Genomic DNA, 20,695 nt, shown 5'->3' with positions numbered 1-20,695 from the left:
CGCGGCGGAGCCCCATCGGGTGGATCGCCAACCGATGGATCGATGAAGCGCGATCCACCCTACACCAGCAAACGAACCCACCATTCCATGGAATTTCTTCGCCGCCGTATCGAAAGCCAAGTCCTTAGTCTTAGCGGAATCGCCTTGGGGCAAATCGACTTCGAAAAGCCTCAGGACGACCCTGGACTGTTCGGCCCCGACTCGGTGAGCTGGCAGGTGCATGGCGACTTCACCAGCATGCTGATCGGCGGTATCAGCGCCCTGCTCTTGCAAGCTCTGCATCCGCTGGCATTAGCCGGGGTGTGGGATCACTCGAATTTTCGTGAAGACCTGCTTGGCCGCTTGCGTCGCACCGGCCAGTTTATATCTGGCACCACCTACGGCTCGCGCGCCGATGCCGACTGGCTGATCGACAAGGTCAAGACTATTCACCTCAAAGTCACAGGCACCGCCCCGGATGGCCGCACCTATGCCGCCAGTGATCCAGCTCTACTGACCTGGGTGCATGTGGCCGAGGTGTACAGTTTTCTCCAGGCCCACCTGCGTTACCGCAACCCACAACTGAGCGATACCGATCAGGACCGCTACTACGCGGAAATCGCCCTGATCGCAGAGCGTTTGGGCGCCACTCAGGTGCCGCGCTCGCGCGCCGAGGTCGCCGCCTACCTGGCAGCTGTGCGCCCTGAGCTGCTCTGTGATGAACGCTCGCTGGAAATCCTGCGCATCCTGCTCAACGCCCCGGCACCCAGCGCCCTCGCCGCCCCGGCGGCCAAGCTGCTGATGCAGGCTGGCATCGACCTGCTGCCGGATTGGGCGCAGCAGATGCTCGGCCAGCAGATAAGCCCGGCGCGTAGCCGGATGATCCACACTGGCGTACACAGCCTGGCCCCCGTGCTGCGCTGGGCGGTCCGCGGCGGCGCCATCCACCGTGCGCGCAAACGCCTGAACCTGCCGCCACGCTGACCGGCCGGTTCGCGCGCTGGCCGTAAACAAAGCCGCTGTGCCACCATAGCGACCTTTCGCGGCCTGCCGCGCCAGTTACTTGTGAGGATCGCGCTATGCAAGACGTCGTCATCGTTGCCGCCACCCGCACTGCCATCGGCAGCTTCCAGGGTTCACTGGCGAATATCCCAGCCCCTGAACTGGGCGCCGCGGTAATCCGCCGCCTGCTGGAACAAACCGGCCTGGACGGCGCGCAGGTCGACGAAGTGATCCTCGGTCAGGTGCTCACCGCAGGCAGCGGGCAGAACCCGGCGCGTCAGGCAGTAATCCTCGCCGGCCTGCCGCACGCCGTACCAGCGTTGACCCTGAACAAAGTCTGCGGCTCGGGCCTTAAAGCTCTGCACCTGGGTGCCCAGGCGATCCGCTGCGGCGACGCCGAAGTGATCATCGCCGGCGGCATGGAAAACATGAGCCTGGCCCCCTACGTCATGCCTGGTGCGCGCACCGGCCTGCGCATGGGCCACGCCAAAATGGTCGATACGATGATCACCGACGGCCTGTGGGACGCCTTCAACGACTACCACATGGGCATCACCGCCGAGAATCTGGTCGACAAGTACGACATCAGCCGCGAAGCCCAGGACGCCTTCGCCGCCGCCTCGCAGCAAAAAGCCGTGGCTGCTATCGAGGCCGGGCGTTTTGTCGATGAAATCACCCCAATCATGATTCCCCAGCGCAAAGGCGAGCCAGTAGCCTTCGCCACTGACGAGCAGCCGCGCGCCGGCACCACTGCTGAATCCCTGGGCAAACTTAAGCCCGCATTCAAGAAGGACGGCAGTGTCACCGCCGGCAACGCCTCCAGCCTCAACGACGGCGCCTCCGCCGTGCTGCTGATGAGCGCCGCCAAAGCCCAGGCCCTCGGCCTGCCGGTGCTGGCGAAGATCGCCAGCTACGCCAACGCCGGCGTCGACCCGGCGATCATGGGCATCGGCCCAGTCTCGGCGACCAAGCGCTGTCTGGAGAAAGCTGGCTGGCAACTGGCTGACCTCGACCTGATCGAAGCCAACGAAGCCTTCGCCGCACAAGCCTTGGCAGTGGGCAAAGAGCTGAATTGGGACGCCAGCAAGGTCAACGTCAACGGCGGCGCCATCGCCCTCGGCCACCCGATCGGCGGTTCCGGCTGCCGCGTGCTGGTGACACTGCTGCACGAGATGATTAAGCGCGACGCCAAGAAAGGCCTCGCTACCCTGTGTATCGGCGGCGGCCAGGGCGTGGCACTGGCGATCGAACGGGCCTGATTACACCGTTCAGCTATGGCGACAAAAAGCCGGCCGCATCAATCTGGGAGCCGGCTTTTTTATTTTCCATCGACAGCAATGATGATTGCTATTGACCACCTGCGTTTCTCAAGAGTCGGGCTGCGGCGCAACATTAGCCCCGTAGCCACTTACCCCACTCTTCCGAGGACACCCAGATGAACAAGTACCTGATCGCTTCCCTGCTTGCCGCCAGCCTGACCAGCAATGTTTTTGCCGCAGACGGCGCAGAACGCACCCTGAGTAACCGCATCGCTGCTGATGGTTTTGACCGTACCAGCATCAACCACATCGCCGAAGACGGTGCAGATCGCACTGGCGCTAACCGTATCGCAGCCGACGGCTTTGACCGTACCAGCATCAACCGTATCGCCGAAGATGGTGCTGATCGTACTGGTGGTAACCGCATCGCTGCTGATGGGGCAGACCGCACTGGCGGCAACCGTATTGCTGCTGACGGCGCTGACCGCACAGGCGGTAACCGAATCGCTGCTGACGGCGCTGATCGCACAGGCGGCAACCGTATCGCTGCTGACGGCGCTGATCGCACAGGCATCAACCGCATCGTCTGATCAAATAACACTCGCAAATTAAAGGGCACCTCGGGGTGCCCTTGCTGTTTTTGCCGCGCCTGCGTCCCGGCAGATGAATCTTGATAAACTGCGCGCCCTTCTTTCTCGAGTCACCGCGCATGCCCTCTCTCGATCAGGCGCTGCGCGCCGCACTGCATAACCGTCACGACCTGCTGGCTGAACTGCATCAGCAAGGCACTGACTGCTATCGCCTGTTTCATGGCAGCCAGGAAGGTGCCGGCGGCCTGACCATCGACCGTTACGGCCCGCAATTACTGGTACAGAGCTTCCACCAGAGTCTGAGTCGCGACGAACTGCTACAACTGGCCGAGCAGTGCCAGGCCAGCCTCGGCACACAACTGCTACTGGTTTACAACGACCGATCTCAGGGCAACTCGCGGGTCGACCGCACTGATGCGGTCTACCAGGCCGAGCCGGCCGCCCTGGAAGATCTGATCGGCCATGAATGGGGCCTCAATTACCGCGTGCGCGGCCGCCATGCAGGGCAAGACCCGCTGCTGTTTCTCGACCTGCGTAACGCCCGTGGCTGGGTCAAAGCCCACAGTGCCAGCAAGTCGGTACTTAACCTGTTCGCCTACACCTGTGGCGTCGGTTTGAGTGCAGCAGCAGGCGGAGCCAGCGAGGTGGTCAACCTAGATTTTGCCGAGGGCAACCTGGCAGTCGGGCGCGAAAATGGCCAGCTCAATCCGCAGCTATTACCCATGCAGTTTGTGCAATCGGACTACTTCCCGGCGATTCGCCAACTGGCGGGGCTGCCGATCAATGCGCGGCGCGGGCAGAAACTGCCGGACTATCCGCGCCTTGAGCAACGTCAGTTCGACCTGGTTCTGCTCGACCCGCCCGCCTGGGCCAAAAGTGCGTTCGGCACTGTCGACCTGCTGCGCGATTACCAGAGCCTGCTCAAGCCGGCGATTCTCGCCACTGCCGATGAGGGTGTGCTGATCTGCTGCAACAACCTGGCAAAAGTCGCCCTGGCCGATTGGCGCGAACAGGTGCTGCGCTGCGCGGAAAAGCTCGGCCGCCCGGTGCGCGATTGGCAGGTGCTGGCGCCGGCTGCGGACTTCCCCTCCCAGGATGGCCAGCCACCGCTGAAAACCCTCATCCTGCAGTTCTGATGTACCTGTCTGCGTGAAGAAAATCCCCGCGCAGAGCCTCTGCGGAACTGCACACGCGTGCCATACTCCAAGGCACTTCTCGTCGGGATAGATGACGTTTTTATGCTTAAAGGAATAAAGCGCGCTGCCAGCGCCATTGCCATCGCCGTTGCCCTCTACAGCCTGCTGGGGTTTCTGATTTTGCCCGGTATCGGTTTGCGCATCGCCAACCAGCAACTGGCGCACTACGCCGAAGTACCCGCCACCCTGCAACGCCTGCAACTTAACCCATTCAGCCTGGAGCTCAGCCTCTGGGGCCTGCAGATTGGCGAAGCCGACCAGCAGCAAATCGCCTTTGAACGCCTGTATGCCAATCTGCAACTCGATAGCCTGTGGAACGGCGTGCTGCACCTGGCCGATATCGAACTGGACAAGCCGCACAGTGAAGTGCTGTTCGGCAAGGATGGCAGACTCAATCTAACGCAACTGTTTAACGTCCCGCCTAGCACCGAGCCGGCGGCTGAAGAGCCGGCCGGCGAGCCGTTCCCGCTGCGTATTTCGCGGATCAAGCTGAGTGGCGGCAACGTGCATTTTCAGGATCTGCGTCCCAGCGAGCCGATCGAGTTTATCTACGACGACCTCAATTTCGAGTTGTTCAACCTAAGTACCCTGCCCGACGACAATGCCGACATGAGCCTGGTCGCCACGGGCCCCACTGGCGGGCGCATCGACTGGACCGGGCGCATCAGTCTGGTGCCAATCAGCTCCAGCGGCAGCCTGAAAGTCACTGACGGCAAACTTAAAGCCATCTGGCCCTACGTGCGCGATGCGGTGCCGCTGGTCCTGGAGGACGGCACCGTCGATCTGAGCAGCGACTACAGCCTGAACCTCGCCAAAGGCACCGAACTGCTACTGAGCAACACCCAGCTCAGTGTCAGCAGCTTTGCCATCAAGAGTCCGGCGGACAAACCGCTGCTGCGCCTGGAAAGCCTGGATATCAGCGAAACCAGCGTGGATCTGGCCAAGCAGCAGGTCATCGTCGGCAAGATTCGCAGCCAGAAGCTGGAAACCTGGGCTGCACGCGAGGCCGATGGCCAGCTCGACTGGCAGAAACTGCTCGCCAGCCAACCCGCCAAACCGGCTCCAGCTCCAGCTCCAGCTCCAGCTCCAGCTCCAAATGAGGGTGGCTCAGGCTCCGCAGCCACGGAAGCCGAACCGGCAAAAGAGCCAAGCGAACCGACCACCGCAGAGCAATCCGCTGACTTGGAAACCGCCACTGCCGACCAGCCGGAAGACCCCAGCAAACCCTGGCAGGTAATCCTGCGTGACGTGCAACTGCGCGACTATCAGGTGCATCTGGCCGACCGCGCCGGCGGCGCGGAAGTCAAAATAGACCTGGCCCCGCTTAATCTCGACCTAAGCGACTTTGACAGCCTGGGCACTTCACCCTTCGGCCTCAAGCTCGACACAGGAGTGAACAAGACCGGGCAGATCAAGGCCGACGGCCAGGTGCAACTGACCCCGACCACGGCCAAGCTGCAGGTTGCCACCCGCGATATCGACCTGCGCCTGGCGCAGACCTACCTGAGCCCCTTCGTGCGTCTGGAACTGCGCAGCGGTAAGCTCGGTAGCGACCTGGCGGTTGATCTGCAGAGCGTGGAACCGCTGGCCTTCAGTATTGGCGGGCAAGCCGAGATCAACCAGCTGCATACTCTCGACACGCTAAAGGACCGCGACTTCCTCAAATGGCAGCAAGTGCTGGTGGAAGGGATCGACTATCAACACGGCAAGGGCCTGGTGATCGGGCAGATCAAACTGCAGCAGCCTTATGTGCGCTTTATCATCAATGAAGACCTGACCACCAATATCAGCGATCTGATGATTCCACAGCCGGCAGAGGCCAACGCCAAGCCCGCTGCAGCGAGTAAACCGCTGCCGATGCGTATCGGCGGTATCAGCATCAAGAACGGTTCGGCGAACTTTGCCGACTTCAGCCTGACGCCCAACTTCGCCACGGCCATCCAGCAACTCAACGGCCAGATCGGCACACTCGACAACCAGAGCCCGAAAACCGCCAGCGTCGATATTAAGGGCAAGGTCGACAAGTACGCGCCCGTCAGCATCAAAGGCAAGCTGACCCCGTTCGACCCGATGAACAGCCTGGATATCGCCACCAGCTTCAAGAATGTCGAACTGACCACCCTCACGCCCTACTCCGGCAAGTTCGCCGGCTTCCGTATCCGCAAGGGCCGCCTCAACCTCGACCTGCATTACCAGATCGAGAAAGGCCAGCTCAACGCCGAAAACAAACTGCTACTGGAAGACCTGCAGCTGGGCGAGAAAGTCGACAGTAAGGACGCCATGGACCTGCCAATCCGCCTGGCCATTGCCCTGCTCAAAGACACCGACGGCAATATCAGTATCCAGCTGCCCGTGCAGGGCGACCTCAACAGCCCGCAGTTCAGCGTTATGCCCATCGTCTGGCAAACCCTGCGCAACCTGGTACTACGCGCCGCACAAGCACCGTTCAAATTTATCGGCGGCCTGGTCAGCGGCGGCAGTGACGTTGACCTCAGCACCGTGCGCTTCAATGCCGGTGACAGCGAGCTCGACGGCGATGCGCAGAAAGCGCTGGATACTCTGGCCAGCGCCCTGAAGGAGCGTCCGACCCTGCGCCTGGAAGTCGAAGGCATGAGCGCCCAGAGCAGCGACGGCCCACCACTGGCTGCTGCGCGCCTGGAGCGCGAATACCAGAACACCTGGTACAAGATGCTACAACGCCGTGGGGAGGATGTACCTGCCGAAGCCAGTGAGCTGGTGGTGGATGAGGACGACAAAACCGTACTTCTCGAAGGCATCTACCGCACCCGCCTCAAACAGCAGCCGCCAGCCGAGTGGGCTGAACTGCCCGACGAAGAGCGCAGCGTGAAGATGCGCGAAGGTGTGCTGCAATCCTGGGCACAAAGTGAACTGCTACAGCGTCAGCTGGCACAGGCGCGAGCTGCAGAAATAAAGAGCTATCTGGTCGAGCGCGGCGGCCTGGCCGACGAACGTATTTACCTGCTGGATGTCAACATGGCACAGGCTGACGCCAATGGCCGCGTCGCCACTACCCTGCATCTCGGCAGCGAGTAAGGTCTCCGTCATATGCGTGCATTGGCTACAACGCTGCTCCTCGCCCTGACGGGCGCGTCGTCTCTGGCTCAGGCTGAGACCTTGCGCTGCGGCAGCCAACTGGTCAGCCTAGATGACCGACGCTTCGAGGTGCTGCAGAAATGCGGCGAACCAGCCTTCCGCGATCTGGTCGGCTATTCGCTCGGGCCAAGTGAACGGCGCGAATACCAGATCGAGGAATGGGTCTACGGCCCCGATAACGGCATGCTCAGTATTCTCACCTTCGAAGGCACGCGCCTGCGCGCCATCGAACGCCGTCGTAGTCGCTAATAGATGAAAGCTTTTATCAGCGCCCTGCTATTACTTGTGCCCTTCTGTGCACAGGCCTCATCGACTCTGCGATGCGACAGCGGGCTGGTCAGCCTTGATGACACCACCAGTGAAGTCAGCAGCAAATGCGGCGAACCCCTGAGCCGTGACTTTCTCGGCTACCGCGAAGTGCTGGATGAATACGGTTTCTACAATGAAGTCGCGGTCGAAGAATGGTCATACGGACCGCGCAACGGCATGTACCAATTTCTGCGTTTTCAAGGCAATCGACTGATCAAGATCGACAGTAAACGCGGCAACTAGCAACATCTAACACTCACCCAAACCAACTATAAGGACATTGCACCATGCAACGGATAGCACTCAGCCTGACCCTGCTCGCGCTGGCAACCAGTGCCCAGGCCAGCACCCTGCGCTGTGAGAAAGGCATCGCCAGCACCGGCGACCGCACCACAGAGGTCGTCAGCAAATGTGGCGAACCGATTGCCCGCGACATGCTGGGCTACACCCTGGACGCCCACGGCAATAACGAGTTCCTCGTCGAGGAGTGGGTCTATGGCCCGCGTAACGGCATGAACTACTACCTGCGATTCGAAGGCGGCCGCCTGAAGAGCGTGGAAAGTAAACGCGGCAGCTAAGCCTTTCCATAAGAGCCACAAAAAAGCCCCGCAGGTTATGCCTGCGGGGCTTTTTTACGCCTGATTACAGCTTGCTGCTGAAATCACGCAGCTCGTCCTGAGCCTTTTCCTTGGTCCAACCGTAGCGCTCTTGCAGCTTGCCGGCCAGGTACTCGCTATGGCCTTCGGCGACATTCAGGTCATCATCGGTCAGGTTGCCCCAACGCTCCTTGATGCGACCGTTGATTTGCTTCCACTTGCCTTTGATTACGTCAGCATTCATCTGCTTGTCCTCGTCGTTGAGTGCCTGCCAGGCCCATCGCAGCGCCTGGCACGTTTCCATTGGTTACTGAGCGGTTTTCAGCGCTTCGGCGGATACAGCGCTCACACCTTTGATCTCGCCTGCCTTGGCAATGGCCAGATCACGTTCGGCGGAGCTGGCTACAACCCCGGAAAGCGTAACAACGCCCTTATTGGTTTCGACCTTGATGTCGATACCGCTCAAGCTGCTGTCGGCCAGGAAGGTCGACTTCACTTTGCTGGTAATCCAGGTGTCGGTTACCGCATCTTCTGCTTTATCCATCGTCTCACTGGCGGCCAGCATCACTGGCTGCACAGTCGGGGTGCCAGCAGCCAGAACCGGCCCGGCGAGCAACAGGCCCAGTGCGGTGGCGGTCATGGCGGTTACTGCGAAATGCTTGATTGGCTTTTTCATAGGTAATGCCTCCTGCGTGTACTGAACAATCTGCAAGCCACTACGAGCTGCAGCCTCCCCAGTACTATCGCAAGCGCTATGCCAACCCTCTTAAAATAAAATAATCTATAAATATCAACAACTTAAAATCAAATTAGATCAGCCTTCCTCGTGCAATCTGCATGCTAGGGCTAAACGAGCAAGGCATATTGCACGACAGCTGCGGCCTCTATAGGCGACTAGGGTAAACGCTTTATCTACAGGCAAAAAAAGAGGGCCCCGAAGGGCCCTCTTTTCTGCTGTTAAGCAACGCGGCGATTAAACGCCCGAAGCCTTGGCAGCAGCTACATCCTTGATCGACAGCTTGATACGGCCGCGGTTGTCCACGTCCAGTACCAGAACTTCAACTTCCTGACCTTCTTTCAGAATGTCAGTCACTTTCTCAACGCGAGCGTCGCTCAGCATGGAGATGTGCACCAGACCGTCTTTGCCCGGCAGGATGTTGACGAAGGCACCGAAGTCGACGATGCGCTCAACCTTACCGACGTAGATCTTGCCGATCTCGGCTTCCGCGGTGATGCCCAGTACGCGCTGACGCGCAGCCTCGGCCGCTTCCTTGGTTTCGCCGAAGATCTTGATCGAACCGTCGTCCTCGATGTCGATCGACGCCTTGGTTTCTTCGCAGATCGCGCGGATGGTTGCACCACCTTTGCCGATCACGTCGCGAATCTTGTCCTGGTCGATCTTCATCGCGATCATGGTTGGGGCGTTAGCCGACAACTCGGTGCGCGAAGTTGCGATGATCTTGTTCATCTGACCGAGAATGTTCAGGCGTGCTTCAAGGGCCTGATTCAGGGCGATTTCCATGATTTCTTCGGTGATGCCCTGGATCTTGATGTCCATCTGCAGCGCAGTAACGCCATTGGCGGTACCGGCTACTTTGAAGTCCATGTCGCCCAGATGATCTTCGTCGCCGAGGATGTCGGTCAGAACGGCGAATTTCTCGCCTTCTTTAACCAGACCCATGGCGATACCAGCAACCGGCGCCTTCATCGGCACACCGGCATCCATCAGAGCCAGGGATGCACCGCAAACCGAAGCCATGGAGCTGGAACCGTTGGACTCGGTGATTTCCGAAACCACACGAATGGTGTACGGAAACACGTCAGCAGCAGGCAACATGGCCTGAACCGAACGACGCGCCAGACGGCCGTGACCGATTTCGCGGCGACCGGTAGCGCCCATGCGACCACACTCGCCCACCGAGTAAGGCGGGAAGTTGTAGTGCAGCATGAAGGGGTCTTTCTTCTCGCCTTCCAGGGTGTCGAGCAGCTGTGCGTCGCGCGCGGTACCGAGGGTGGCAACCACCAGAGCCTGAGTCTCACCACGGGTGAACAGCGCCGAACCGTGGGTCTTGTCCAGAACACCCACTTCGATGTTCAGGCCGCGCACAGTGCGGGTGTCACGGCCATCGATACGCGGCTTGCCGTTAACGATATTCTCGCGAACGGTGCGGTATTCGATTTCGCCGAAAGCGTCTTTGACTTCACCAGCAGACGGCTGGCCTTCTTCACCGGAGAACTTGGCAACGATTTCATTGCGCAGCTCACCCAGACGAGCATAACGCTCGTGCTTGACGGTGATGGTGTAAGCCTGGGAGATCGCCTCGCCGAACTCGCTACGGATAGCGTTCAGAAGTGCAGTGTTCTCAGCTTTTGGCTGCCAGTCCCACGTCGGCTTGGCGGCTTCAGCAGCCAGCTCGGCAACAGCGTTGATCACCACCTGGAATTCGTCATGGGCGAACAGTACAGCGCCCAGCATCTGGTCTTCGGTCAGCTCTTTAGCTTCCGATTCAACCATCAGTACGGCGTCTTTGGTGCCGGCTACGACCATGTCCAGGCTGGAGGCCTTGAGTTGCTCGTAAGTCGGGTTCAGCAGGTAGCCGGTTTCCGGGTGGAAGGCTACGCGCGCAGCACCGATCGGACCGTTGAACGGGATGCCGGAGATGGCCAGCGCAGCCGAGGTACCGATCATCGCAGCGATGTCCGGATCGGTCTTCTTGCTGGTGGAGATCACGGTGCAGATGACCTGCACTTCGTTCTGGAAACCTTCTGGGAACAGCGGACGGATCGGACGGTCGATCAGGCGCGAAGTCAGGGTTTCCTTCTCGGAAGGACGGGCTTCACGCTTGAAGAAACCGCCGGGGATCTTGCCGGCTGCGTAGGTTTTTTCCTGATAGTGCACGGACAGCGGGAAAAAGCCTTTGCTTGGGTCAGCAGTCTTGGCACCGGTTACAGCAACCAGTACGGCGACGTCGTCGTCAACGGTGACCAGCACTGCGCCGGAGGCTTGACGGGCGATACGGCCTGTCTCGAGGGTAACGGTCGATTGACCGAACTGAAACTTCTTGATTACCGGGTTCACGGTGTTTTCCTTCTCTTTGTTGCCCTTGGGGAAAGCGTTTCTTGCAGCCGTTGTTCAGCATGTGAACAGACGGGTCTTACAGAATGAGTGGGCGGTTACGGGAATCGGACCCGCTATCGTCCAAAACAGCTAAAGCAGAAAAGCAAAAGCTGGAAGCAGGGTAAACCCCACTTCCAGCTTCGGCAGTCAGCTACGCGTAAGCATTGCTTAGCGACGCAGACCCAGGCGACCGATCAGGGCGCTGTAACGACTGGTGTCCTTACCCTTCAGGTAGTCCAGCAGCTTACGACGCTGGTTAACCATACGGATCAGACCACGACGGCTGTGGTGATCTTTACCGTTGGCCTTGAAGTGGCCTTGCAGCTTGTTGATGTTGGCGGACAGCAGTGCAACTTGCACTTCCGGGCTACCGGTGTCGCCAGCAGCTTGCTGGTAGTCAGTTACGATCTGGGCTTTTTCTTCAACGCTGAGTGCCATGGGGCAATCCTCTCAGTTAAGAAACGGCTGCAAAGCAACCATTTCAATAGGCCGGGAATCGCTTCCCGTGTTTTTAAGTGAGGTATGACCGTGCCTATTAACAGCCACCCTCGATACACGCACACCAGAGCCGAAACCCCAGGCCTGCGCTACGGTCATGCTGACCGAATCAAACGACGCGGCGCAATGCGCCCGTCTTCGCTCACTTCACCGATACCGATAAAGCGACCGTTGTGATCTTGCACCCGAACCATGCCGAACTTCGGCGCTTCCGGGGCGCGTACCGGCTGCCCTTGCAGCCAGTAGAACGAACTGTGCTCGGAGAACTGCAGCAGCGGCCAGTGTTGCAGACCGCTGTCGACCGGTTGCAGGAACTGGTCAACGGCCTCATTGCCACCTTCGCCATGCACCCGCTCCAGCTCTTCGAGCGTTACGGTGCGGCTCAGGTCGAACGGGCCGGCTTTGGTTCTGCGCAGCTCTGCAACGTGTGCACCGCAACCCAGCAGGTGGCCAATGTCTTCGACCAGCGTGCGGATATAGGTGCCTTTGCTGCAATCGACCGCCAGGCGCGCTTGCTCCGCTTCGCAGTCCAGTAATTCCAGGCGCGCAATAGTAACAGAACGCGGCTCACGCTCCACTACTTCACCGGCACGGGCCAACTTATAAAGGGGCTGCCCGTCACGCTTGAGCGCCGAGTACATCGGCGGTATCTGGCTGATTTCACCACGAAAACCGGGTAGCGCCGCTTCAATATCGGCGCGACCAACGGTCACTGGGCGACGCTCCAGCACCTCACCTTCAGCATCAGCCGTGGTGGTGGTGACCCCCAGCTGCATCAGGGTTTCGTAGCCTTTGTCGGCATCCAACAGGTACTGGGAGAACTTGGTCGCCTCGCCGAAGCACAACGGCAGAACGCCGGTGGCCAGGGGATCAAGGCTACCGGTGTGCCCGGCCTTCTCGGCATTCAGCAACCAGCGCACCTTTTGCAAGGCGGCGTTGGAGCTAAAGCCCTTGGGCTTATCCAGCAGGATGATGCCATCGACGGCACGACGAATACGTTTGACCTGGGCCACGCGCTTACTCCTTGGCCTCGGGTTCATCTTCGTGCTGGCGGTCTTCACTGACCGCGCGCTCGATCAATGCCGACAACTGCGCACCGCGAATCACGCTTTCGTCGTAATGGAAACGCAGGTTCGGCACGCTGCGCAGCTTCATTGCCTTGCCCAGCTGCATGCGAAGGAAGCCGCTGGCATCGTTGAGCACCTTGATGCTCTGCACGACGGGATCGACACCCTCTTCAGGCTCAGCTCCCATGATGGTGACAAACACCTTGGCGTGACTGGAGTCGCGGCTAACTTCCACCGCAGTGATGGTCACCAGGCCGCCAAGACGCGGGTCTTTGACTTCAAGGCGGATCAACTGCGCCAATTCGCGCTGTATCTGGTCGCCGATGCGCTGAGCCCGGCTAAATTCTTTGGCCATTTCTTACTACCTTCACTCGTCGCGCTGCCTGAAAGCAGCGGACCTAAAAGCGGCAAACGCCCGGCCGCGCAAATGCGGGGCCGGGCGCTGCGTGTTGCGACTCGTGCTTACAGGCTACGAGCCACTTGGACTTTCTCGAACACTTCGATCTTGTCGCCGACCTTAACGTCGTTGTAGCTCTTCACGCCGATACCGCACTCCATGCCATTACGCACTTCGGAGGCATCGTCTTTGAAGCGACGCAGGGATTCCAACTCGCCTTCGAAGATCACCACGTCGTCGCGCAGTACGCGGATTGGACGGTTACGGTAGACCGTACCTTCAACCACCATACAACCTGCAATCGCACCGAATTTCGGCGAACGGAACACGTCACGCACTTCGGCAATACCCAGAATGTTCTCGCGAACATCGCTGCCGAGCATGCCGGTCAGGGCCTTCTTAACGTCTTCGATAATGTCGTAGATCACGTTGTAGTAACGCATATCCAGACCTTCCTGCTCGACGATCTTGCGCGCACCGGCATCGGCACGTACGTTGAAGCCGAACAGTACAGCGTTGGAGGCCAGCGCCAGGTTGGCATCGGACTCGGTGATACCACCGACGCCGCCACCGACCACACGCACCTGCACTTCATCGTTACCCAGGCCGCTGAGCGAGCCTTGCAGCGCTTCCAACGAACCACGGACGTCGGATTTGAGGACGATGTTGAGCGTCTTCTTCTCTTCCTGGCCCATGTTCTCGAAGATGTTTTCCAGCTTGCCGGCGTGAGCACGGGCCAGCTTCACTTCGCGGAACTTGCCTTGACGGAACAGAGCGACTTCGCGTGCCTTCTTCTCGTCAGCCAGCACGCTCATGTCGTCGCCAGCATCCGGGGTGCCGTCCAAGCCCAGAATCTCGACTGGAATCGACGGGCCCGCTTCTTTGATCGGCTTACCGTTCTCGTCGAGCATGGCGCGGATACGGCCGTAGTTGGAACCGATCAGCACCATATCGCCTTGGCGCAGAGTACCGTCCTGAACCAGTACGGTCGCAACCGGACCGCGGCCTTTATCCAGACGCGATTCAACCACAACACCACGCCCTGGGGCCGACGGAGTGGCTTTCAGCTCAAGGATCTCGGCTTGCAGCAGTACGGCTTCGAGCAGTTCGTCGACACCGGTACCGACTTTTGCCGACACAGGAACGAACGGCGTATCACCGCCCCACTCTTCCGAGGTCACACCGTGCACCGACAGCTCGCTACGAATGCGATCAAGGTCAGCGCCCGGCTTGTCGATCTTGTTCACTGCAACCACCAGCGGCACGCCAGCTGCCTGAGCATGCTGAACGGCTTCAATGGTTTGCGGCATCACGCCGTCGTCGGCAGCAACCACGAGGATGACGATGTCGGTCGCCTTGGCACCACGGGCACGCATGGCGGTAAACGCGGCGTGACCAGGGGTGTCGAGGAAGGTAACCATGCCGCGCTCGGTTTCTACGTGGTAGGCACCGATGTGCTGGGTGATACCGCCAGCTTCGCCAGCCGCCACCTTGGCGCGACGAATGTAGTCGAGCAGCGAAGTTTTACCGTGGTCAACGTGACCCATAACGGTCACAACCGGCGCACGAGCAAAGGTTTCGCCTTCGAACTTCAGCGACTCAGCCAGGGAGTCTTCCAGGGCGGTGTCGCTGACCAGGGTAACTTTGTGACCCAGCTCTTCAGCAACCAACTGGGCAGTTTCCTGATCCAGCACCTGGTTGATGGTCGCAGGGGTACCCAGCTTGAACATGAACTTGATGATTTCAGCGGCTTTGACCGACATCTGCTGAGCCAGATCGCCCACAGTGATGGTCTCGCCAATCTTCACTTCACGCACGATCGGGCCTGTCGGGCTCTGGAAGCCGTGAGCATTACGCTTCTTCAGCTTGGCCTTGCCACGACCGCCACGACGGAAGCTGTCGCTTTCTTCGTCGATGGTGCGCGGCGCAACACGTGGTGCCGGGGCCTTTTCCTTGACGGTCGGGCGATGCTGAGTGGTCTTGCGCTCGCCACCACGACGGTCGGCGTCATCATTGCGGGCCTTATCGGGACGACGAGGCTCGTCTTTCTTACGCTCGTCAGCCACCGGGGCAGCCACTACCGGTAGCTCAACTGCTACAACCGGAGCGGCTTCAACCACAGCCTCACCCGCTACAGGTGCAGGACGCTGTGCTTCTTCTGCGGCGCGGCGCTTAGCTTCTTCGTCAGCTTTTGCTTTGGCAGCTTCAGCGACAGCACGCTGTTCAGCCAGCTCACGCTGCTTTTCAGCTTCGATCTCTTCAGCGCTGCGCTTAACGAAGGTCTTCTTCTTGCGCACTTCAACACTGATGGTCTTACTGCCAGCAACCCGCAGGGTGCTGGTAGTTTTGCGCTGCAAAGTAATTTTGCGCGGCTCTTCTGTTTTGCTGTCGCCGTGACTGCTCTTGAGATGGGCCAACAAGGCCTGTTTCTCACTGTCAGTGACTGCTTGATCAGCACTTTTGTGCGGCAAACCTGCCTCACTCATCTGCTGCAGCAGGCGTTCAACCGGTGTATTGACCACTTGGGCCAGTTCTTTAACCGTGACTTGCGTCATGCATTTCTCTCCTCAGGCCGCAACTGCTTACTCGAACCAATGGGCTCGGGCGGCCATGATCAACTTGCCGGCTCGCTCAGCGTCGATACCGTCGATGTCGAGCAGGTCATCAATAGACTGCTCGGCCAGGTCTTCGCGGTTAACAACGCCGCGCACTGCCAGTTCATGCGCAAGCGCCTTATCCATCCCCTCAAGCGAGAGCAAGTCTTCGGCTGGGTGGGCATCTGCCAGCTTTTCCTCGTTGGCGATGGCTTTGGTCAGCAGGCGATCTTTGGCACGAGCACGGAGCTCATTGACGATATCCTCGTCAAAACCATCGATGCTGAGCATCTCTTCCATCGGCACATAGGCAATTTCTTCAAGGCTGGTGAAGCCCTCTTCGACCAACACCTGGGCCAGTTCTTCGTCGACTTCCAGCTCATCGATAAAGCGCTGCAGGATGTCGCCTGTTTCTGCTTGCTGCTTGGCCTGAATGTCCGCCTCGGTCATCACGTTCAGGGTCCAGCCAGTCAACTGACTGGCCAAACGCACGTTTTGACCGCCACGGCCAATGGCCTGAGCAAGGTTGTCTGCGCCAACGGCGATGTCCATGGCATGGGCATCTTCGTCGACGATGATGGCTGCAACCTCGGCCGGCGACATGGCGTTGATCACGAACTGCGCAGGATTGTCATCCCACAGCACGATGTCTACACGCTCGCCAGCCAACTCGCCGGAAACCGCCTGCACGCGCGAACCGCGCATGCCGATACAGGCACCCTGCGGGTCGATGCGCTTGTCTTTGGAACGCACAGCCAACTTGGCGCGCGAGCCAGGATCACGGGACGCGCCCATGACTTCGATCAGCTCTTCGGCAATTTCTGGCACTTCAATACGGAACAGCTCGATGAGCATTTCCGGGGCGGTACGCGAGAGGATCAACTGCGGACCGCGGTTCTCGGTGCGAATTTCCTTGAGCAGAGCACGCAGGCGCACACCAACACGGAAAGTCTCGCGGGAGATGATGTCTTCGCGCGCCAACATGGCTTCGGCGTTGTTACCCAGATCAACAATCACGCTGTCGCGGGTCACTTTTTTTACGGTGCCGGAGATGATTTCACCCAGACGCTCGCGGTAAGCCTCAACCACCTGAGCGCGCTCAGCTTCGCGAACTTTCTGCACAATCACTTGTTTGGCGGTTTGCGCGGCAATACGACCGAACTCAATGGACTCGATCTTCTCTTCAAGCACGTCGCCAACTTTGGCATTGGCTTCGACTGCACGCGGCATGTCCGTGGTGACCTGGTGTGCAGGGTCATCAAAGTCACTTTCTTCAACCACTGTCCAGCAGCGGAATGTTTCGTAGTTGCCAGTCTGACGATTGATCGCCACACGCAACTCCACTTCGTCTTCAAAACGCTTTTTGGTAGCAGTGGCTAAAGCCAGCTCCAGCGCTTCAAAAATTACGCTCGCCGGTACACCCTTTTCGTTGGATACCGACTCAACAACCAGCAGTACTTCTTTGCTCATCGTACGCCTCGCCTTTCGCAATCCATTGGATCCGCGCTATCCGCGCCACTTGCGCGGGATCCGCGTCTCAATCAAACCTGGGGATAATGTTGGCCTTGTCGATCATGTCGATCGGCAACAGGAATTCATGGTCATCCACCTGCACCACCACGTCCTGCTCTTCCACACCGCGTAGAAGGCCCTGAAAATTGCGTCGACCTTCAAAAGGTGAGCGCAGCTTGATCTTTACTTGCTCACCGGCATGGCTGGCGAACTGTTCAAGGGTGAACAGCGGCCGATCCATACCTGGCGAGGACACCTCAAGGGTGTACTCAGCGCTGATCGGGTCCTCGACATCGAGCACGCCACTGATCTGCCGACTGACAATTTCACAGTCCTCGATCAATACGCCGTCAGGCTGTTTATCAATATAAATTCGCAGCAGAGAATGCCGCCCTTGTGACAGGAACTCGACACCCCAACATTGGTAGCCAAGGGCCTCGACTACCGGGGCCACCAAGGCCTGCAACTGTTCTAGCTTGCTCGACACCTGAACCCCTCGCGCATGCTGTAGAAATAAAAAATGGGCGAATCGCCCATCATCGAACCGCCCTCTAAAGGCCGGTAAAGCTGTCATCCAGCTAGCAAAAAGCCCCTTGAAAGGGGCTCCTCTGCAACTCAATGCGGGGGCTGGTTTAACCCAGCCAGCTTCGGACTTAACATCCGAGGAGCGACTTTGCTGCTCATTCCTACATCAAAGCTGGGGCCGGATTATACGACCTAACCCTGCACAGGGTCAATCGACACTCCAGCAACAAAAAGGCCCGCATCAAGCGGGCCTTCCTGAAAAATGGTACCGAGAAGGGGACTCGAACCCCTACAGCCTATGGCCACTACCACCTCAAGGTAGCGTGTCTACCAATTCCACCACCTCGGCAAAATCGTTTACTGCATACAACCTATTACTGCTGCTCTGGAGCCTGAGGTACGTCCGCCGCTTCGACTGCCGGCTTAGCTGCATCAAGAACAGGTACATCTTCAACAGCCGGCTTAGACTGCTGCACTTCCAGGACTGCTGGATCAGGCAAACCAACCTGAGCCATACCATCAGCTTTGTCTTTAGCAAAGAACGCTAAACCCAAGCTAGTCATGAAAAAACCGGCGGCAAGTATAGCAGTAACTCGACTCAGAAAGGTAGTACTTCCTTGGCTACCGAATACGGTAGAAGAAGCACCCGCACCGAACGAGGCACCTGCATCTGCGCCTTTACCCTGCTGCAACAAAACCAGCGCAACAACACCGATGGCGCCCAGCAGATGAAGAACAACGATAACTGTTTCCAGCATTTCTTTAGCTTCCTGCGGCGCGACAAATCGCACCGAACTCATCCGCATTCAGAGAGGCTCCACCTACAAGCCCCCCATCGATATCCGGCATACCGAACAACTCGGCAGCACTGGCGGCCTTGACGCTGCCACCATAAAGAATTCTTACTTTGCCTGCTAACTCAGGGCTTTTCGCCGCCAACTGCGCACGAATCGCAGAATGCACTTCCTGTGCTTGCGCAGGCGATGCAGTCAAACCAGTGCCAATAGCCCAAACCGGCTCATAAGCGATGACCGCAGCTGAAAACACCTCCACACCCAAAGCATCAGTCACGGCAGACAACTGCGCCGCAACCACTTCAAGTGTCTGCCCCGCCTCACGCTGAGCAAGGGTCTCACCGACACACAGCACTGGGAGCAAACCCGAAGACTGCGCCGCAGCAAATTTGCGCGTCACAACTTCATCACTCTCACCCAGCAGCAACCTACGCTCGGAGTGACCGACCAGCACCAGCGAACAGTGCGCGTCATGCAACTGACTTGCCGCCACTTCACCAGTCAAAGCACCTTGCTGCGCTTCGGTTGCGCAATCTTGCGCGCCTACCACAACAGCCTTGCCTGCCAAACCATCAACCACCTGGCCAAGATGCAAACAAGACGGAAAGACCGCTACATCTACACCAGCAGGCAACGCCTGCTGATTGAGACCGTTGATCAGCTCTACGACGCTGGCGCGGGTACCGTGCATTTTCCAGTTACCAGCAACCATTGGGCGACGCATGCTTTACCTCGTCGGTCAAAGAGGGCGCAGATGTTACCCAACAGCTACCAGACTGGCAAGCCGAATCAAGCACATACATCCGCAACAACTTTAGCCAATTCATCGGCATAGCCGCGCACCTGGCCTTCGTCATCACCTTCAACCATAACTCGCACCAACGGCTCGGTGCCGGATTTACGCAGCAACACCCGCCCACGACCGGCCATCTGCTCGGTCACCCGCGCACTGGCCTGCTGCACAGCCGGATGCTCCAACGGATCAACACCACCGGCAAAGCGTACGTTCACCAGCACCTGCGGGCACTTCTGCATACCCAGACGCGCCTCACCCAGGGTTTGCTCACGACGCTTGAGCGCCATCAGCACCTGCAGTGCGGCGATAATTGCATCACCGGTAGTGGTGTGCTGGAAACACACCAGATGCCCCGAATTCTCACCACCCAACTGCCAGTTGCGCGACAGCAACTCGGCAATCACGTAACGGTCGCCAACCTTGGCCCGCACAAACGGTATGCCCAGATCAGCCAGAGCCAGCTCCAATCCAAGGTTACTCATCAGCGTACCGACGACCCCGCCCTGCAGCTTGCCGCGCTCCAGCAGATCGCGAGCGATGATAAACAGCAGCTCATCCCCATCAACTACAGCGCCGGAGTGATCGACCATCAACACCCGATCCGCATCGCCATCAAAGGCGATACCCAGATCAGCCTGCTGTGCAAGCACTTCGGCCTGCAAGGCCTCGACGTGAGTCGAGCCGCAGTTATCATTGATATTCAAGCCATTAGGCTGGGCTGAAAGCACAGTGACCTGCGCCCCCAACTCACGGAATACGCTAGGTGCAACCTTATACGCCGCGCCATGGGCGCAATCGACGACGATCTTGAGCCCAGCGAAGTCGGTACTGCTCGGCACACTGCTCTTACAGAATTCGATATAGCGCCCAGCGGCATCGTTGATTCGCGAGACCTTGCCCAGCTGCTCGGACTCGACCACCGTCATCGGTTGATCAAGCAACTCTTCGATCATCAGCTCAATTTCGTCTGGCAGTTTGGTGCCCTGCCCGGAGAAGAACTTGATGCCGTTGTCATGGTGGGGGTTGTGCGAGGCACTGATAACGATTCCGGCCTCGGCATGGAAGGTACGGGTCAGGTAAGCGATTGCCGGCGTCGGCATCGGGCCGAGCAGCATCACATCCGCGCCGGCAGCGGACAAGCCAGCCTCCAAGGCAGACTCGAACATATAACCGGAGATGCGTGTGTCCTTGCCGATCAGAATGCGGCACTTGCCCTGCTTGCGAAATGCCATCCCGGCTGCCCAGCCGAGCTTGAGCATGAATTCCGGGGTTATAGGGAAGTCACCGACACGCCCACGAATACCGTCAGTACCAAAATATTTTCTACCCATCCCACAATTCCTTCTAAC

General features: G+C 58.9%; 20 protein-coding genes and 1 tRNA gene. 8 read left to right on the top strand and 13 right to left on the bottom strand.

Going from position 1 to position 20,695, the window contains the following annotated elements; translation table 11 throughout:
• Nucleotides 1–87: 87 nt before the first annotated feature.
• The 8 genes from HCI85_RS20565 to HCI85_RS20530 all read left to right on the top strand — a co-directional run bounded on the left by HCI85_RS20565 (nucleotide 88) and on the right by HCI85_RS20530 (nucleotide 8,027).
• The gene (locus tag HCI85_RS20565; protein ID WP_167147777.1) at nucleotides 88–963 is read left to right on the top strand and encodes an oxygenase MpaB family protein; all 876 of its coding nucleotides are present in this window, start codon (nucleotides 88–90) and stop codon (nucleotides 961–963) included.
• A gap of 95 nt (nucleotides 964–1,058) precedes the next feature.
• On the top strand, nucleotides 1,059–2,240 hold the full coding sequence (locus HCI85_RS20560; protein WP_167147774.1) for an acetyl-CoA C-acetyltransferase: 1,182 nt from the start codon (nucleotides 1,059–1,061) through the stop codon (nucleotides 2,238–2,240).
• A gap of 176 nt (nucleotides 2,241–2,416) precedes the next feature.
• Nucleotides 2,417–2,830: a phage infection protein gene (locus tag HCI85_RS20555; RefSeq protein ID WP_167147771.1), complete on the top strand. Its 414-nt coding sequence runs from the start codon at nucleotides 2,417–2,419 to the stop codon at nucleotides 2,828–2,830.
• A gap of 119 nt (nucleotides 2,831–2,949) precedes the next feature.
• Complete coding sequence (locus HCI85_RS20550; protein WP_167147767.1) at nucleotides 2,950–3,966, top strand: class I SAM-dependent rRNA methyltransferase; 1,017 nt, start codon at nucleotides 2,950–2,952, stop codon at nucleotides 3,964–3,966.
• A 102-nt stretch (nucleotides 3,967–4,068) separates the two neighbouring features.
• Nucleotides 4,069–7,080 (top strand): DUF748 domain-containing protein, encoded by a 3,012-nt coding sequence (locus HCI85_RS20545; RefSeq protein WP_167147764.1) that lies wholly within the window; start codon nucleotides 4,069–4,071, stop codon nucleotides 7,078–7,080.
• Nucleotides 7,081–7,092: 12 nt separating this feature from the next.
• Nucleotides 7,093–7,389, top strand: a complete 297-nt coding sequence (locus HCI85_RS20540) for a DUF2845 domain-containing protein (protein ID WP_167147759.1) — start codon at nucleotides 7,093–7,095, stop codon at nucleotides 7,387–7,389.
• A 3-nt stretch (nucleotides 7,390–7,392) separates the two neighbouring features.
• Nucleotides 7,393–7,692 (top strand): DUF2845 domain-containing protein, encoded by a 300-nt coding sequence (locus HCI85_RS20535; protein WP_160088684.1) that lies wholly within the window; start codon nucleotides 7,393–7,395, stop codon nucleotides 7,690–7,692.
• A gap of 44 nt (nucleotides 7,693–7,736) precedes the next feature.
• Nucleotides 7,737–8,027 (top strand): DUF2845 domain-containing protein, encoded by a 291-nt coding sequence (locus HCI85_RS20530; RefSeq protein WP_167147756.1) that lies wholly within the window; start codon nucleotides 7,737–7,739, stop codon nucleotides 8,025–8,027.
• Nucleotides 8,028–8,091: 64 nt separating this feature from the next.
• Here the strand turns inward: HCI85_RS20530 and HCI85_RS20525 are convergent, their stop codons facing one another.
• From HCI85_RS20525 to glmM, 13 genes are all read right to left on the bottom strand, one after another.
• Entirely contained in the window at nucleotides 8,092–8,289 is a 198-nt protein-coding gene (locus tag HCI85_RS20525) for a CsbD family protein (protein WP_090256042.1), read from the bottom strand.
• Nucleotides 8,290–8,352: 63 nt separating this feature from the next.
• On the bottom strand, nucleotides 8,353–8,721 hold the full coding sequence (locus tag HCI85_RS20520) for a BON domain-containing protein (protein ID WP_167147753.1): 369 nt from the start codon (nucleotides 8,719–8,721) through the stop codon (nucleotides 8,353–8,355).
• Between the two features lie 297 nt (nucleotides 8,722–9,018).
• The gene (gene pnp / locus HCI85_RS20515) at nucleotides 9,019–11,124 is read right to left on the bottom strand and encodes a polyribonucleotide nucleotidyltransferase (RefSeq protein ID WP_167147750.1); all 2,106 of its coding nucleotides are present in this window, start codon (nucleotides 11,122–11,124) and stop codon (nucleotides 9,019–9,021) included.
• Nucleotides 11,125–11,331: 207 nt separating this feature from the next.
• Nucleotides 11,332–11,601 (bottom strand): 30S ribosomal protein S15, encoded by a 270-nt coding sequence (gene rpsO / locus HCI85_RS20510; protein WP_090255984.1) that lies wholly within the window; start codon nucleotides 11,599–11,601, stop codon nucleotides 11,332–11,334.
• A 155-nt stretch (nucleotides 11,602–11,756) separates the two neighbouring features.
• Nucleotides 11,757–12,674, bottom strand: coding sequence for a tRNA pseudouridine(55) synthase TruB (gene truB, locus HCI85_RS20505; protein WP_090255983.1), 918 nt, complete (start codon nucleotides 12,672–12,674; stop codon nucleotides 11,757–11,759).
• Between the two features lie 4 nt (nucleotides 12,675–12,678).
• A complete protein-coding gene (gene rbfA / locus HCI85_RS20500) occupies nucleotides 12,679–13,083 on the bottom strand; it encodes a 30S ribosome-binding factor RbfA (RefSeq protein WP_167147747.1) in 405 nt (134 codons plus the stop codon).
• A gap of 107 nt (nucleotides 13,084–13,190) precedes the next feature.
• Nucleotides 13,191–15,680: a translation initiation factor IF-2 gene (gene infB / locus HCI85_RS20495; protein WP_167147743.1), complete on the bottom strand. Its 2,490-nt coding sequence runs from the start codon at nucleotides 15,678–15,680 to the stop codon at nucleotides 13,191–13,193.
• A 27-nt stretch (nucleotides 15,681–15,707) separates the two neighbouring features.
• The gene (nusA, locus tag HCI85_RS20490) at nucleotides 15,708–17,189 is read right to left on the bottom strand and encodes a transcription termination factor NusA (protein ID WP_090255980.1); all 1,482 of its coding nucleotides are present in this window, start codon (nucleotides 17,187–17,189) and stop codon (nucleotides 15,708–15,710) included.
• 67 nt (nucleotides 17,190–17,256) lie between these two features.
• Nucleotides 17,257–17,718 carry a ribosome maturation factor RimP gene (gene rimP / locus HCI85_RS20485; RefSeq protein WP_090255979.1) on the bottom strand — a complete coding sequence of 154 codons (462 nt, stop codon included), beginning with the start codon at nucleotides 17,716–17,718 and terminating at the stop codon, nucleotides 17,257–17,259.
• 301 nt (nucleotides 17,719–18,019) lie between these two features.
• Nucleotides 18,020–18,105: transfer RNA gene (locus HCI85_RS20480), tRNA-Leu, on the bottom strand.
• A gap of 25 nt (nucleotides 18,106–18,130) precedes the next feature.
• Entirely contained in the window at nucleotides 18,131–18,514 is a 384-nt protein-coding gene (gene secG / locus HCI85_RS20475) for a preprotein translocase subunit SecG (RefSeq protein WP_167147740.1), read from the bottom strand.
• A 4-nt stretch (nucleotides 18,515–18,518) separates the two neighbouring features.
• A complete protein-coding gene (gene tpiA / locus HCI85_RS20470) occupies nucleotides 18,519–19,274 on the bottom strand; it encodes a triose-phosphate isomerase (protein ID WP_167147737.1) in 756 nt (251 codons plus the stop codon).
• A gap of 65 nt (nucleotides 19,275–19,339) precedes the next feature.
• Nucleotides 19,340–20,677 carry a phosphoglucosamine mutase gene (glmM, locus tag HCI85_RS20465; RefSeq protein WP_090255976.1) on the bottom strand — a complete coding sequence of 446 codons (1,338 nt, stop codon included), beginning with the start codon at nucleotides 20,675–20,677 and terminating at the stop codon, nucleotides 19,340–19,342.
• Nucleotides 20,678–20,695: the final 18 nt, after the last annotated feature.

It is taken from the genome of Pseudomonas sp. OTU750018, assembly GCF_011636575.1.
In the GTDB taxonomy this organism is placed as follows: domain Bacteria; phylum Pseudomonadota; class Gammaproteobacteria; order Pseudomonadales; family Pseudomonadaceae; genus Aquipseudomonas; species Aquipseudomonas peli.
The sequence above is the reverse complement of the archived record's forward strand: the minus strand, read 5'-3'. Positions and strand labels throughout refer to the sequence as shown.

Excerpts from the sequence above, each read along its gene's own strand:
- HCI85_RS20565 (WP_167147777.1), top strand. The coding sequence starts at position 88 with ATGGAATTTCTTCGCCGCCGTATCGAAAGCCAAGTCCTTAGTCTTAGC.
- HCI85_RS20560 (WP_167147774.1), top strand. The coding sequence starts at position 1,059 with ATGCAAGACGTCGTCATCGTTGCCGCCACCCGCACTGCCATCGGCAGC.
- HCI85_RS20555 (WP_167147771.1), top strand. The coding sequence starts at position 2,417 with ATGAACAAGTACCTGATCGCTTCCCTGCTTGCCGCCAGCCTGACCAGC.
- HCI85_RS20550 (WP_167147767.1), top strand. The coding sequence starts at position 2,950 with ATGCCCTCTCTCGATCAGGCGCTGCGCGCCGCACTGCATAACCGTCAC.
- HCI85_RS20545 (WP_167147764.1), top strand. The coding sequence starts at position 4,069 with ATGCTTAAAGGAATAAAGCGCGCTGCCAGCGCCATTGCCATCGCCGTT.
- HCI85_RS20540 (WP_167147759.1), top strand. The coding sequence starts at position 7,093 with ATGCGTGCATTGGCTACAACGCTGCTCCTCGCCCTGACGGGCGCGTCG.
- HCI85_RS20535 (WP_160088684.1), top strand. The coding sequence starts at position 7,393 with ATGAAAGCTTTTATCAGCGCCCTGCTATTACTTGTGCCCTTCTGTGCA.
- HCI85_RS20530 (WP_167147756.1), top strand. The coding sequence starts at position 7,737 with ATGCAACGGATAGCACTCAGCCTGACCCTGCTCGCGCTGGCAACCAGT.
- HCI85_RS20525 (WP_090256042.1), bottom strand. The coding sequence starts at position 8,289 with ATGAATGCTGACGTAATCAAAGGCAAGTGGAAGCAAATCAACGGTCGC.
- HCI85_RS20520 (WP_167147753.1), bottom strand. The coding sequence starts at position 8,721 with ATGAAAAAGCCAATCAAGCATTTCGCAGTAACCGCCATGACCGCCACC.
- rpsO (WP_090255984.1), bottom strand. The coding sequence starts at position 11,601 with ATGGCACTCAGCGTTGAAGAAAAAGCCCAGATCGTAACTGACTACCAG.
- rbfA (WP_167147747.1), bottom strand. The coding sequence starts at position 13,083 with ATGGCCAAAGAATTTAGCCGGGCTCAGCGCATCGGCGACCAGATACAG.
- infB (WP_167147743.1), bottom strand. The coding sequence starts at position 15,680 with ATGACGCAAGTCACGGTTAAAGAACTGGCCCAAGTGGTCAATACACCG.
- nusA (WP_090255980.1), bottom strand. The coding sequence starts at position 17,189 with ATGAGCAAAGAAGTACTGCTGGTTGTTGAGTCGGTATCCAACGAAAAG.
- secG (WP_167147740.1), bottom strand. The coding sequence starts at position 18,514 with ATGCTGGAAACAGTTATCGTTGTTCTTCATCTGCTGGGCGCCATCGGT.
- tpiA (WP_167147737.1), bottom strand. The coding sequence starts at position 19,274 with ATGCGTCGCCCAATGGTTGCTGGTAACTGGAAAATGCACGGTACCCGC.
- glmM (WP_090255976.1), bottom strand. The coding sequence starts at position 20,677 with ATGGGTAGAAAATATTTTGGTACTGACGGTATTCGTGGGCGTGTCGGT.